This window comes from Fictibacillus sp. 5RED26, from assembly GCF_015903895.1.
Taxonomy (GTDB): domain Bacteria; phylum Bacillota; class Bacilli; order Bacillales; family Fictibacillaceae; genus Fictibacillus; species Fictibacillus phosphorivorans.
Genome location: NZ_JACZDU010000001.1, coordinates 1,328,105 through 1,341,044, shown reverse-complemented (window position 1 = coordinate 1,341,044; position 12,940 = coordinate 1,328,105). Strand labels below are relative to the sequence as shown.

The following is a 12,940-nucleotide window of genomic DNA, read 5'->3' as shown; positions in this document are numbered from 1 at the left end:
AAATAAGCCTGGCTCAATGAGTCAGGCTTATTCTTTGGTCGCTTTATGGCTTAGCCTTCGAAATATTCTTTGTAGTATCCGCCTATTTTCCCTGTGTTATCTACTACAAAATAAAATTCCTCTGTTTCATTTTTTAGTTCATATGTTTTGCCGGCAGTTAAAGCACGGTTAACCATATATTTTTTTGCATCTGTATGTACGCATTTGATCTCGCGAATTGTTTCTCTGTTCGCCCACTCTAAATGAATCATGAAGTCTCTCTCCTTTAAGAAATTCTTTTGTTAAATCATAATGTGCCCTGCTCTATCTGTCAAATTCATTTATAAGAGCTCCTTTCCTAGTATTTCACAGATTGTTTCGGTTAATATGATAAGGAAGATAATTATTAGAATGGAGATCTACATATATGAAAGCATTAGTTTTTGACTCATTCGGTGGTCCGGAGGTTTTAGACTATCGTGAAATTAAGAATCCAGTTATAGGTGACCAAGACATTTTGGTAGAAATGAAAGCCATTGGCTTAAACTTCGCTGATGTTTATAGAAGAAAAGGCAATTATCATCTAGAAGGAAAGCCTCCTTACATTCTAGGTTATGAAGGAGCAGGAATCGTTAAAGAAGTTGGCAGTGCTGTTAATGGTGTTTCTGTTGGAGATCGTATCGCATTCGCAGATGTACCCGCTGCAAACGCGGAACTGGTCGTTGTCCCTAATGAAAAAGCAATACCCATTCCAGAAGGTGTTTCCTTTGAAGCAGCAGCCTCTCTTTTGTTACAAGGGTTGACTGCACACTATCTGACTAGAGACAGTTTTTCGATTAAACAAGGTCATGTTGCATTGGTTCATGCTTCCGCTGGCGGTGTTGGACAGCTATTGATCCAGATCATCAAGTTGCTTGGCGGAAAAGTTATTGGTCTTACATCTTCAGAAGAAAAACGTCAGGTCGCTTTTGAAGCAGGAGCGGATTCAGTATTCTTGTATAATGATAATTGGAAAGAAAGCGTGTTGAGTGAAACATCTGGCAAAGGTGTAGACGTTGTTTACGAGTCAGTTGGTTCTACGATAATGGACAGTTTCGAAGTTACAAGGATTGGCGGAACCGTAGTATTCTTTGGTATGGCTGGCGGCGACCCTGTGTCCATTGATCCCCGCATGCTCATGGATAGTTCTAAGACGTTGACCGGAGGCGACTTGTGGAACGTTCTAACCTCTCACGAAGAACGTGTAAAACGTTCAAGCGAGCTGTTTGAATGGATTAAGGATGGAGATGTAAAAATTAATGAAACATCTTTCTCTTTGCGTGACGGAGCAAAAGCTCATGAGTATTTGGAGAGTAGAAAGAGTACAGGGAAGATTTTGTTGATACCTTAATAGAATATTGGTGTGTGATTTAGGTGGCTGCATGTTGCAGCTGCCTTTTTTGCGTATTGGTTGCAAAATGCAAATTTATAATCGTTGCAATGAATGTATTTTACAACTATTTTTATTTGCATTTTGCAAGTGATATAGAAAGTTAAAATAGAAGGTTTTTATTCTTGCTTTTTATTAGATTGAAATAATTTTATGTCAGTAGAGATATTAAGGAATAGGAAGTTGGTACTTTGCTGAATTAGTAGGTCCGCTCGGGGTAAGATTCATGGATTTTAGAAGATTTTTCATACATGTAGAAGAATCGATGTGTAAAAAACGTCTTAAGGTTTTGTTCTTAACTGGCTCACCAAAGATCAGTGCGTAGTCTTGGATTGCTCTTATATGAGCATTTTTGGACTTTACATTGCACCTAGAACAAACCCAAGTACTTCTGTCTCGTTTCATAGGAACATGATTGCAGTCTGGACAAAAGACTCCGGTAATAAGATCTGTTTTCTTGATGTTATATGTTCTTAATACGTCTGGATTATGCTTTTCGTGTTGCTTTAATAGCTTTGAAGTAAGTTTTGAGAGGTCTTTCTTTGAGAGGATTTCTTGATGGATCGCTGAAAAGTCTTGAACTTTATTAGCTAGACCCTTAGCTCGAATAATATGAGCTGCTTTTTTGCCATAATGGGGTGATAGTGTAATAAAAGATTAGGATTTGTTAGAACAACGAGGGAATAAAGTGGGATTTTAGGCAACTGATTTCTTGTGAACCAGCTATCCAGATATGATTTTTGTTGTTGGACCTGGTTTACTGGATCAGGAAATGTTTCATCTATGCCATTTTTCGTTCGTTTCATCTGATCGAAGTGATGATCAAAATATAGATCACCTGAGAGATTTTTAACTTCGAGTAATATGCCAAACGAAGAATGAAGAATCAGACAGTCAATCTGAAAGTAGTACTTCTTTTCTTTATCTCTTGGAAGTCGCAAGTCATGAAAAATGAGGTATGAATTCTCATCTAAATCGTGCAAAAAAAAATCTAATGCCACTTCACCTCTATAACCTGCTGAATATCTAGCAAATTCAATTTGTAATTCACCGTGTTTCATATGATTGTGTACTAATCTTTGTAAGATGGCGTCTAATTTTAATAGTTTCAGGGGCTTGGTACGTGGTTTTTTTATCAAGGTATCACCTCTAGCTATTTTAGTACATATGTCATTCGATAAAAATTGAGAAAAAACCTTTATTTTCAGCAATGGTTTGATGAATAATTTTTGCTCGGAATTTAGGTTGTGCACAATTAAGTCTAAAATGAAAAAATTAAGTCAAAAAAGACGTTCATTAAGTCGTTTAGCCTACCAATTAAGCTGACACCAACCACAATTAAGCCGAAAATCAAAAATAAAGGCCATTCGACAAATCCAGCCACCTTCCTTCCAAAACACTCGCTAACCTCCCACACCGCACTAAAGACCTATCCTGTTCGAACCCACAAAAAAACACCCCCTGCAAGCAGGGGGCGTTCCATATCATCATTATAGTACTAAACATTAACCTTCTAAAAGAAGTGATTCTGGATCTTCCAGAAGTGATTTAATCGTTGTTAAGAAGCTTACCGCTTCTTTTCCATCTACAATACGGTGATCATAAGAAAGCGCGATGTACATCATCGGACGGTTTTCCATACGCTCTTTATCGATCGCTACTGGTCTCCATTGGATTGTATGCATTCCAAGGATACCAACTTGAGGTGCGTTCAAGATTGGTGTTGAAAGCATCGATCCGAAGATTCCGCCGTTCGTGATTGTAAATGATCCACCTTGAAGGTCTTCTAATGATAGCTTTTTAGAACGTGCCTTCTCAGCTAAGTTTCCGATTTCTTTTTCGATACCAGCGAAGCTTAGACGGTCAGCGTTGCGAACAACTGGTACAACTAGTCCTTCTTCTGCACCAACTGCGATTCCGATATCGTAGAACTTCTTAAGAACCATTTCATCGCCTTGAATTTCAGCATTGATGGCAGGGAACTTTTTCAGTGCTCCGACAACAGCTTTCGTGAAGAATGACATGTATCCTAGTTTAACTCCGTTTTGCTCATAGAACTTGTCCTTACGACGAGCACGAACTTCGTTGATCGCCGTCATATCAACTTCATTAAACGTTGTAAGCATCGCTGCTGTTTGTTGAGCTTCAACTAAACGCTTAGCGATCGTTTGACGTCTGCGGGACATCTTCACACGCTCTACAGGTTTCTCAGGATTTACAGCTTCAACAGAAGCAGCTGGTTTAGAAGCCGATGCTGCTGGCTTAGATGCCGGAGCAGCTTTTTCCGTGCTTCCACCTTCAGCGTGACGTTTTACATCTTCCGTGCGAACGCGTCCTAGAGGATCGCGAGCATTCACTTCAGAAAGATCGATGCCTTTCTCACGAGCAAGCTTGCGAGCTGCAGGAGATGCGATCGGGCGATCAGAAGCTTTCAGTTCTTCTTCAGCCGCGTCTTTTTCAACGACGGGCTCTTGTTTTTGTTGAGTTGGAGCTGCTTTTTCGTCCGTCTTTTCTTCTGCTGCAGGTTCTGCAGACTCAGAAGCTCCGCCTTCAACGATAGAAGCGATGATATCCCCAACGGCTACAGTGTCGCCTGGTTCAACTTTGATATTTTTTAAAACGCCATCTCGCTCAGCACTGATTTCAATGTTTACTTTATCAGTTTCAAGCTCTACTAGATCTTCACCTTTAACAACTGTGTCGCCTTCTTTTTTAAGCCATTGTGCTACTGTACCTTCTGAAATTGATTCGGCTAACTCCGGAACTTTAACGTCAAACATGTTCACGGCCTCCCTCTCGCGATTGAATGTCTAGTGCTAATGATGTTTGGATGATTTGTTCTTGTTCTTTTTTATAGATGTCTGGTTCCCCACCAGCCGTACTCGAACGTTCTTGACGTCCAATATAAGAAACGTGAGCTTTTGGTGCTACAGCACGAAGTTTTGGTTCGATGTATAACCACGATCCCATGTTTTTCGGCTCTTCTTGCACCCAGATCAAGTCTTCAACGTTTGGATACTCTTTTAATAGAGCATTCATCTCTTCTTCTGGGAACGGATAGATCTGTTCAACACGAACGATATGCATCTCCGTTCTTGCTACTTGATCTTGTTCAAGAGCTTTTTCAAGATCGATCGCAATCTTACCAGAGCAAAGTAAGATTTTCTTCACTTTGTCTTTTTCTTTGCCTAGACCAGGTTGTTGTAACAATGGCATAAAGTGGTCACTTTCAAAAGCTTCCGCCATGGATGCTACTTTCGTGTCACGCAGCAAGCTCTTAGGTGTCATAACGACTAACGGACGAACTTCATCCATTGATAGAAGCTTTGCTTGACGTCGTAGCAAATGGAAGTACTGTGAAGCAGTACTTACGTTAGCAACCGTCCAGTTATTTTCTGCACCTAACTGTAAGAATCTTTCTAGACGTGCACTTGAATGCTCAGGTCCTTGACCTTCATATCCGTGAGGAAGAAGCATCACCATACCTGATTTTTGTCCCCACTTCGCACGTCCTGCTGATAAGAACTGATCGAACAGAACTTGAGCAACGTTCGCGAAATCTCCGTATTGTGCTTCCCAAATAACAAGCGTTTCAGGTGCAAATACATTATAACCGTACTCAAAACCAACAACTGATGATTCTGACAATGGACTGTTATGAATCGCAAACGAAACATCGATGTCATCCATGGCATGCAATGGAGAAAACTTCTTTCCGCTCTCACTATCGTTTAATACAAGGTGTCTTTGCGCGAATGTACCACGCTCAGAGTCTTGCCCCGTAATACGAATCGGCGTTCCATCTTTAAGGATAGAAGCGAACGCTAATGATTCAGCCATACCCCAATCGATCTTTTCCCCTTGGAATGACTTGCGTCTGCGTTCAAGGATTCTCTTGATTTTCGGATATACATTAAAGTCTTCTGGGAACTTCAGCATGTTTTCTGTAAGTTCTTGAAGATCACTAACTGAAATTGTGGTATCGATATCAGGAAGTGCTTTCGATAACGGATCAGGAAGTCTTGTGTCTTCCAATTTGAATTTTTCTTTGCGACCTTGAACTTTTTCATATTCAGTCTGATGCTTTGTTAATACATCATTTTCAATAGACTTTACTTCTTCATCAGATAGTACACCTTCGTTAACAAGCTGTTTTGCATAAACGTCACGAACGGTCGGATGACTGTTTACATGTTTATACAATCGAGGCTGTGTTGCAGATGGATCGTCCATTTCATTGTGACCGAATCGACGATATCCGATCAGATCGATCAGAACATCTTTTTGGAACTTTTTACGATATTCATAAGCAAGATGTACAGCTGCAATACATGCTTCTGGATCATCTGCATTAACGTGAATGATCGGGATCTCAAAACCTTTAGCAAGGTCACTCGCATATTTCGTCGAACGAGAATCACCGCTATCTGTTGTAAAACCTACTAAATTGTTTGCGATGATATGAAGTGTTCCACCCGTTTGATACCCTCTAAGGCGACTTAAGTTCAATGTTTCAGCAACGATTCCTTCGCCAGGAAATGCAGCATCACCATGAATAAGGATCGCAAATGCTTTAGAAGTATCTTGCACCGGATAACCTTTCTTGTCACGCGTTTCCTGAGCTGCTCTTGTATATCCTTCAACAACTGGATCAACATACTCTAAGTGACTTGGGTTATTAGCAAGTGAGATTTTAATTTTATGAGATTGATCTGTTTCAACTAATCGGCTTGCACCTAGATGGTACTTTACATCTCCCGTCCATCCGAAGTTAATTCCTCTAGAACCTTCAGAAGGAATTAGCTCCTTGTTTGGAGAATGATGAAATTCTGAGAAAATTAATTCATAAGGTTTGCCAAGAACGTGAGCAAGTACGTTCAGACGCCCACGGTGTGCCATTCCGATCAGAGCATGTTCTGCTCCGTCACGGCATCCTTCTTTAGCTGCTTCATCAAGCATCGGTACCAGCATATCAACGCCTTCGATAGAGAAACGTTTTTGCCCAACGAATGTTTTATGAAGGAATTTCTCAAATCCTTCAACTTCACTCAGGCGTGTTAAAAGGTTTTTCTTATCTTCAGCCGAAAATTTAGGATAATGTTGGCTAGTTTCAACCATGGTGTTTAACCATTGGCGCTCTTCAGTCTCATGTACATGACTGAATTCATAAGCGATTGTTTTCGTATACACTTCCTGAAGCATTTGGATGGCTTGATAGCCGTCTTTAACACTAGATGGCGCTTCTTTCCAAATAAAGGAAGGTGGTATCGCTTTCAAATCTTCTTTAGTTAAGTTAAATTCTTTCGGGTCAATATGGTGGTTGTCTTTCGGAAATTCCCCTACTGGGTATAAGTTAGCTGCTAAGTGACCGTAAGTGCGAATGTTTTCTGCTAATTTTAATGCAGCTGCTAATTTCTCGAAATCCAATCCATCAAAACTCTGTGCAGTACGTTGATTTGATACAGAGCCCTCAATAGGAGGCCCCCAAGCATCAAATTTCTCTTTGAATGAACTGTCAACAGATTCCGGATCCACACTATATTGATCATATAGTTCAAGGATGTAGGCCATATTTGGTCCACTTAGTCCCTGCCAAGGATTTTCTGATTTGGAACGTTGATGACTCATCTTTTGTTCCCTCCTGCTTCCCTTTGTAAGTATTGTGCTGTTGCTGTTAACAGGTGATTCATCATTTCTCGCCATTGAATTTTTCCCTATTTAAAGCGCTCTCAAACAATGAATGAAAAGAACCTTATCATTGATAAGGTTTCAACTGTAACAATGGTCATTGCCATTATACTATATTTTCGCAGAAAGTGAATTTTGTTTTTTACGATTTATGAGATAATTTGCCCATTTTGTTTTGCTGACCGTAAAAATAAGGAGCGCGATCCATATCAAGGTAAATGAAATGACATGAATCTGACTAAATGTTTCATGATACAAAAATACACCTAATACGAGCATGATAGTGGGAGCAATGTATTGTAGAAAACCGATCATCGTCATAGAGATCCGCTTTACACCTTGCGCAAAGCAAAGTAATGGGACTGCAGTCACAAGTCCAGCTCCCCATAAAAGTAGTGTCGTAGAAGTGCCTCCAGAAATAAATGACGCCTCCCCGTTCCATTGAAGATAGATCAAATAAATGAAAGCTAATGGAAAGACAAACATCGTCTCAAATGTTAAGCCCGTTAACGAGTCAAAACTCCCAAGTTTTTTTACAAGTCCATACAGGCCGAACGAAAGAGCTAGAGAAACAGCTACCCAAGGGAACTCTCCATGTTGCCACGTTAATAGAAAAACACCACATGCGGCTAATACAAAGGATACGAGCTGCCAGCTGTTTAATTTTTCTTTCAATACAAGCATGCCCAGAATTACACTAACAAGTGGATTAATATAATAGCCTAAGCTAGCTTCAACAACATGGTCTGTATTGACGGCCCAAATATACATGACCCAATTCCCGCTTATTAATAGTGAAGCGGTAAATACAGATAGAAATTGTTTCTTATTACCAAAGAGCACTTTTACATCTCTTGTAAGAGCGTTTTTCTTATTTAATAAGAACATTACAGCGATCATTAAAAGAAAAGACCATAAGATGCGGTGTGCTAAAATCTCAACGGATCCTGCTGATTGAAGTGGTTTCCAATACAGTGGAAGGAATCCCCATATTAAATAAGAAAAAGCGGCATACCATATACCCTTCGTATGTTCATTTAATTTCATTGTCCGTTCCTCGATCCCATAATTTATATGAAGTTATAAGATTATATAACGGATTCTAGATGATTTGCTACTAAATAAACTTCGCAGCAAAATAACGGGTAACTTTACATTTTATTCGGTGTTTGAACGCCTAATAATCGTAATCCTTCTTTCAGGACGATCTGAACTGCTGCACATAACGCAAGTCGTTCCGGCGTTTCTTTAGTGTTTAATATTTTCACATTTGCATAGTAGTGATTAAATTTATGAGATAACTTTAAGACATATTTTGAAATAACAGATGGTTCTTTTCTGCGAAATGCCTGTTCAACAACTTCAGGGAATTCATTTAATACAGATAGAATCTCCCAGCTTTCTGATTCGATAGACAACTCTTTCGGAACACTTCCGTTAAAATTCCCTTTATTTAATAATGTCTGTATTCGAGCAGCTGTATACTGCACATACGGCCCCGTGTCACCCTCAAACTTAAGCATCGTATCAAGCGAGAATTCCACATCGTTTCCTTTCTCATTTTTTAAATCATGAAAAATAACCGCGCCTACCCCTACTTGACGTGCGACATTCTGTAAATCTTGGAGTTCAGGATTTTTACTTCTAATATTTTGTTCTGCTAACTTTACTGCTTCTAAGATAACAGTTTCTAATAGTACAGTTCTTCCTTTTCGTGTACTCATCTTTTTACCATTCTGTAAAATAAGCCCGAAAGGAACATGATGCATGTGATCAGCCCAATCGTGTCCAAGCTTTTTCAATACGCGTTTCACTTGTTCAAAATGTAGAGATTGTTCGTGACCGACAACATAGAATGCCTCGTCAAAGTCATAGGTCTTCTTTCTATAAATGGCAGCAGTAATGTCACGTGTAGCATACAGAGTGGCGCCGTCCGTTTTTTTGATCAAACACGGTGGTAGATCTTCACCTACTCTTACAACCTGGGCACCATCAGAGAGTTCTAACAAATGCTCTTCTTGCAGGGCTTTTACGGAAGCTTCCATCTTATCGTTAAAGAACGCTTCACCGTTATAAGAATCGAAATGGACATCCAATAATTTATAGATGTTCTGAAATGCGTCTAAGGATGCTTCTTTAAACCAGATCCATAATTCTTTTGCTTTGGGATCATTATCTTCTAATTTCTTAAACCACATTCTCCCTTCATCATTTAACGAAGGATCTTTTTCAGCTTCTTCATGAAAGCGAACGTAAAGTTTAGTCAGCTCTCCGATCGGATTATCTTTTACCTTATTTTCCAACCCCCACTTTAAATACGCACAGATTAATTTACCAAATTGTGTACCCCAATCACCTATATAATTAATTTTAACTGTCGTGTACCCACATTTTTCACTGATCGCGGCTATTGAGGAACCAATTACTGTTGAACGCAAGTGTCCCATTGAGAAAGGCTTTGCAATATTAGGAGAAGAAAGATCGATAACGATTGTCTTTTCATTACCAAAACGATGATTTGCATAGTTGTTTTTCTCCTTTAATATTTGAGTTAACAGCGAAGCAGCAGCTACTTTTTTATTTAAAAAAGCATTCACGTAGCCTCCTACAACTTCTATTTTCTCAAACGCATCTTGACTCGTTCCACCAGCTAACGTTGTTGCGATTTCATTTGGAGACTTCTTATAGATCTTAGCTAATTGAAAACAAGGAAATGCTAGATCACCTTGTTGAATTTGTTTAGGTTTTTCAATAGCGGAATCAATTTCTTCGAAAGATAGTTCACTACCAATTTTTTCTTTTAAATAAGCTGCAAATAATTTTTTACCGTCCATTCTTTAACCTCCCTAAAATAAAAAAAATCCGCCTCTTCTAAATTAATAGAAGAGACGGAAATTAACCGCGGTACCACTCTCATTGCCTAAAGGCCACTTGACTTGTTAACGGGAAGTCCCGGTTTGCTCTACTTCGTTTTCAAGCAAACATTTCCAAAGTGCGCTTCGTCTGAAAGTTGTGCAAGGCTTACACCAATCCCTTGCTCGCTATATAACATCTTTACAGACTACTCTCTTTTTCATAAATGTTCTGACATATAGTTTTTCATATTATATGAAGGTGAAAGCAAAAAGTCAACTTATTCCTTTTTATCAAAATCCAAGTAATCTCTCATTCGTTTAATGTATCGTTTTAACCGAAATAACGTTTCCGTTCGTAAATACTTTGAGTTGAAGGCAGCTGTAACTGCTGGGACCGATACAAACACTCCATGCTCAGTTACTCTTACCGGTATTACACCTGTATAGATTGTTTCTCCACTGCTTCTATATAAAAGCTCTGTTGAAACCAGTACAATTTTTTCGTTGCTTTGCTCTCCTGGCAGAACAGATTGAACTTCAAAAAGAAATTGAACACTCATAGTTTCTCCTTCACGTATATTAGTTATGTTTTATGATATAATTCATTGTCTCGAATTGACAGTTTAACTACTAAAGGAAGTATGCAGATGATACAGACATATTCGTTAAGAAGTAAATATAAAAATTTCTTAATACTGGTGATCCCCGTATTGATCACTCAGTTAGGCTTATATGCCATGAATTTCTTAGATACGGTAATGAGCGGCCGTTCAGGTGCAGATCAACTAGCAGGTGTAGCTATCGGATCGAGTTTATGGGTTCCGATTTTCACTGGACTAAATGGTATCCTAATGGCATTAACACCTATTGTTTCACAGCTTGAAGGAGCTAAGAATACAAAAAATGTGCCCCGGTCCGTCATGCAAGCTGTTTACTTGTCGGTCGTAATTTCAGTCATCGTTGTTGCATTAGGATCAGTTGTGTTAGATTCCATTTTAGGTGCGATGTCTCTCGAAAAAGAAGTAGAAAATGTGGCAAGAGGCTATTTAATCGCATTATCGTTCGGCATCATGCCGCTGTTTTTATACGGTGCACTTCGATCTTTCATCGACGCTTTAGGTCAGACTAGAATTACGATGTTTATCACACTGATTGGATTACCCGTAAATGCTATCTTTAACTACTTATTCATATTCGGTAAAGGTGGTTTTCCCGAATTAGGTGGTGTAGGTGCTGGTGTGGCAACAGCAATAACGTATTGGGTAACTGCCATTATAACCGTTATGATCGTTATTAACATGAACCCGTTCAGAAGATATAAACTGTTTCGAACGTTCTATAAACCTTCTTTAACTGCTTGGAAAGAACAGTTGAAGATCGGCGTCCCGATTGGTCTTGCCATCTTCTTTGAAGTAAGTATATTTGCTGCTGTTACACTTTTAATGAGTGATTTCAACACGATAACAATCGCTGCTCACCAAGCTGCACTAAACTTTGCTTCATTCTTATATATGCTGCCTTTGAGTATCTCTTTTGCACTCACGATTGCAGTTGGTTATGAAGTAGGCGCGAAACGCTTTAAGGATGCCGCACAGTATAGCTATATAGGAATCGTTACGGCTGTTGGCTTTGCCCTAATTCTCTCTGGTCTCTTAATGGTGTTCGATGAACAAGTAGCGAGAATCTATTCAAAAGAACCAGAAGTCATTCAACTTACGACTTCGTTCTTATGGTATGCGGTGTTCTTTCAACTAGCTGACGCTATAGGCGCTCCGATTCAAGGTGCACTAAGAGGCTATAAAGATGTAAATGTCACCTTTATGCTTTCATTTATCTCATACTGGGTGCTCGGTCTACCGGTGGGATACTACCTAGCTAATTTTACGTCGCTTGGTGCATATGGGTATTGGATCGGATTGATATCTGGTCTTTCAGCTGGCGCTATCATTTTATTTGCTCGATTAAAATATATACAATCACATTCTTATTCCTCTTCTGAACAAAAATAAACCAGCTCAAGGCTGGTTTATTTTTGTTCGAACAGAGTGAGGTATTCTCCATATCCTTTTTCTTTTAATTCGTTCTTAGGAATAAAACGAAGTGCTGCAGAATTGATACAATATCTTAATCCACCTTGATCTCTTGGACCATCTGTGAATACATGTCCTAAGTGAGAATCAGCATCCTTACTTCTTACTTCCGTCCTGATCATACCGTGAGATAAATCTTCCTTTTCTTCGACAGTAGATGAACGAACAGGTTTTGTAAAACTAGGCCAGCCACAGCTGCTATCAAATTTGTCTAAAGAACTGAAAAGAGGCTCCCCAGAAACGATATCCACGTAGATCCCTTCTTCTGTATGGTTCCAAAATTCATTTTGAAAAGGAGGTTCTGTTGCATCTTTTTGTGTAACGTTATATTGCATAGGATTAAGGGTTTTAAGTATTTCTTCTTTTTGCCCACTATCTACCCAGTGTGATTTGATAAAGGCATCTCGCCCTGAGCCTTGGCGATAGCGTTTGTAATGAAAAGGATTCTTTTTATGATAATCCTGGTGATATTCTTCAGCAGAATAAAACGTATCAGCAGGTAAAATTAAAGTTGCGATCGGCTTGTCGAATCGACCGCTCTCTTCTAATTCCTTTTTTGATTTTTCAGCAACCGTTTTTTGTTCTTCATCATGATAAAAAATGGCAGTACGGTACGAATCTCCACGATCGTAAAATTGTCCGCCAGCATCAGTAGGATCAATTTGTTTCCAAAAAACTGAGACGATTTTTTCATACGAAATGATGGATGGATCAAATGTGATTTGAACGGCTTCAAAATGGCCGGTTGTTTCACTGCAGACTTCCTTATAGGTTGGATTTTCTTTGTGACCACCTGTATAGCCTGATTCTACAGAAATGATGCCTGGCCACTCTTCAAATGGTGTGACCATACACCAAAAGCATCCTCCAGCAAAAGTAGCTTTTGCATAGTTACTCAT

The 12,940-nt window shown here is 39.3% G+C and carries 10 protein-coding genes and 1 other annotated feature; of the genes, 2 read left to right on the top strand and 8 right to left on the bottom strand.

All coding sequences use genetic code 11. From position 1 onward, the window contains the following. Positions 1-50: 50 nt before the first annotated feature. On the bottom strand, positions 51-251 hold the full coding sequence (locus IHV10_RS07045; RefSeq protein WP_144700434.1) for a DUF6501 family protein: 201 nt from the start codon (positions 249-251) through the stop codon (positions 51-53). A 155-nt stretch (positions 252-406) separates the two neighbouring features. Here IHV10_RS07045 and IHV10_RS07040 point away from each other — a divergent pair, with 155 nt between their 5' ends. Further along, positions 407-1,369 (top strand): quinone oxidoreductase family protein, encoded by a 963-nt coding sequence (locus tag IHV10_RS07040; protein WP_197127904.1) that lies wholly within the window; start codon positions 407-409, stop codon positions 1,367-1,369. A gap of 629 nt (positions 1,370-1,998) precedes the next feature. On the opposite strand, the gene IHV10_RS07035 is transcribed toward IHV10_RS07040, so the two are convergent. From IHV10_RS07035 to IHV10_RS07010, 6 genes are all read right to left on the bottom strand, one after another. After that, positions 1,999-2,547: a nuclease-related domain-containing protein gene (locus tag IHV10_RS07035; protein ID WP_197127903.1), complete on the bottom strand. Its 549-nt coding sequence runs from the start codon at positions 2,545-2,547 to the stop codon at positions 1,999-2,001. A gap of 366 nt (positions 2,548-2,913) precedes the next feature. Then, positions 2,914-4,188 carry a 2-oxoglutarate dehydrogenase complex dihydrolipoyllysine-residue succinyltransferase gene (gene odhB, locus IHV10_RS07030; RefSeq protein WP_197127902.1) on the bottom strand — a complete coding sequence of 425 codons (1,275 nt, stop codon included), beginning with the start codon at positions 4,186-4,188 and terminating at the stop codon, positions 2,914-2,916. Further along, a complete protein-coding gene (locus IHV10_RS07025) occupies positions 4,181-7,036 on the bottom strand; it encodes a 2-oxoglutarate dehydrogenase E1 component (protein ID WP_197127901.1) in 2,856 nt (951 codons plus the stop codon). The genes odhB and IHV10_RS07025 overlap by 8 nt, the downstream gene beginning before the upstream one ends. A gap of 171 nt (positions 7,037-7,207) precedes the next feature. After that, positions 7,208-8,143, bottom strand: coding sequence for an EamA family transporter RarD (gene rarD, locus IHV10_RS07020; RefSeq protein ID WP_197127900.1), 936 nt, complete (start codon positions 8,141-8,143; stop codon positions 7,208-7,210). A gap of 104 nt (positions 8,144-8,247) precedes the next feature. Then, on the bottom strand, positions 8,248-9,930 hold the full coding sequence (argS, locus tag IHV10_RS07015) for an arginine--tRNA ligase (RefSeq protein ID WP_197127899.1): 1,683 nt from the start codon (positions 9,928-9,930) through the stop codon (positions 8,248-8,250). 47 nt (positions 9,931-9,977) lie between these two features. Beyond that, positions 9,978-10,182, bottom strand: a binding site (T-box leader). Positions 10,183-10,229: 47 nt separating this feature from the next. Continuing rightward, the gene (locus tag IHV10_RS07010; protein WP_197127898.1) at positions 10,230-10,511 is read right to left on the bottom strand and encodes a hypothetical protein; all 282 of its coding nucleotides are present in this window, start codon (positions 10,509-10,511) and stop codon (positions 10,230-10,232) included. A gap of 87 nt (positions 10,512-10,598) precedes the next feature. Here IHV10_RS07010 and IHV10_RS07005 point away from each other — a divergent pair, with 87 nt between their 5' ends. Beyond that, the gene (locus tag IHV10_RS07005) at positions 10,599-11,960 is read left to right on the top strand and encodes an MATE family efflux transporter (protein ID WP_197127897.1); all 1,362 of its coding nucleotides are present in this window, start codon (positions 10,599-10,601) and stop codon (positions 11,958-11,960) included. Between the two features lie 17 nt (positions 11,961-11,977). Here IHV10_RS07005 and msrA read toward each other — a convergent pair whose 3' ends face one another. Next, positions 11,978-12,940: a peptide-methionine (S)-S-oxide reductase MsrA gene (gene msrA / locus IHV10_RS07000; protein ID WP_197127896.1), complete on the bottom strand. Its 963-nt coding sequence runs from the start codon at positions 12,938-12,940 to the stop codon at positions 11,978-11,980.

Coding starts and splice junctions, on each gene's coding strand:
- IHV10_RS07005 (WP_197127897.1), top strand. CDS start 10,599: ATGATACAGACATATTCGTTAAGAAGTAAATATAAAAATTTCTTAATA.
- odhB (WP_197127902.1), bottom strand. CDS start 4,188: ATGTTTGACGTTAAAGTTCCGGAGTTAGCCGAATCAATTTCAGAAGGT.
- IHV10_RS07010 (WP_197127898.1), bottom strand. CDS start 10,511: ATGAGTGTTCAATTTCTTTTTGAAGTTCAATCTGTTCTGCCAGGAGAG.
- rarD (WP_197127900.1), bottom strand. CDS start 8,143: ATGAAATTAAATGAACATACGAAGGGTATATGGTATGCCGCTTTTTCT.
- IHV10_RS07040 (WP_197127904.1), top strand. CDS start 407: ATGAAAGCATTAGTTTTTGACTCATTCGGTGGTCCGGAGGTTTTAGAC.
- IHV10_RS07045 (WP_144700434.1), bottom strand. CDS start 251: ATGATTCATTTAGAGTGGGCGAACAGAGAAACAATTCGCGAGATCAAA.
- IHV10_RS07025 (WP_197127901.1), bottom strand. CDS start 7,036: ATGAGTCATCAACGTTCCAAATCAGAAAATCCTTGGCAGGGACTAAGT.
- msrA (WP_197127896.1), bottom strand. CDS start 12,940: ATGAGTAACTATGCAAAAGCTACTTTTGCTGGAGGATGCTTTTGGTGT.
- argS (WP_197127899.1), bottom strand. CDS start 9,930: ATGGACGGTAAAAAATTATTTGCAGCTTATTTAAAAGAAAAAATTGGT.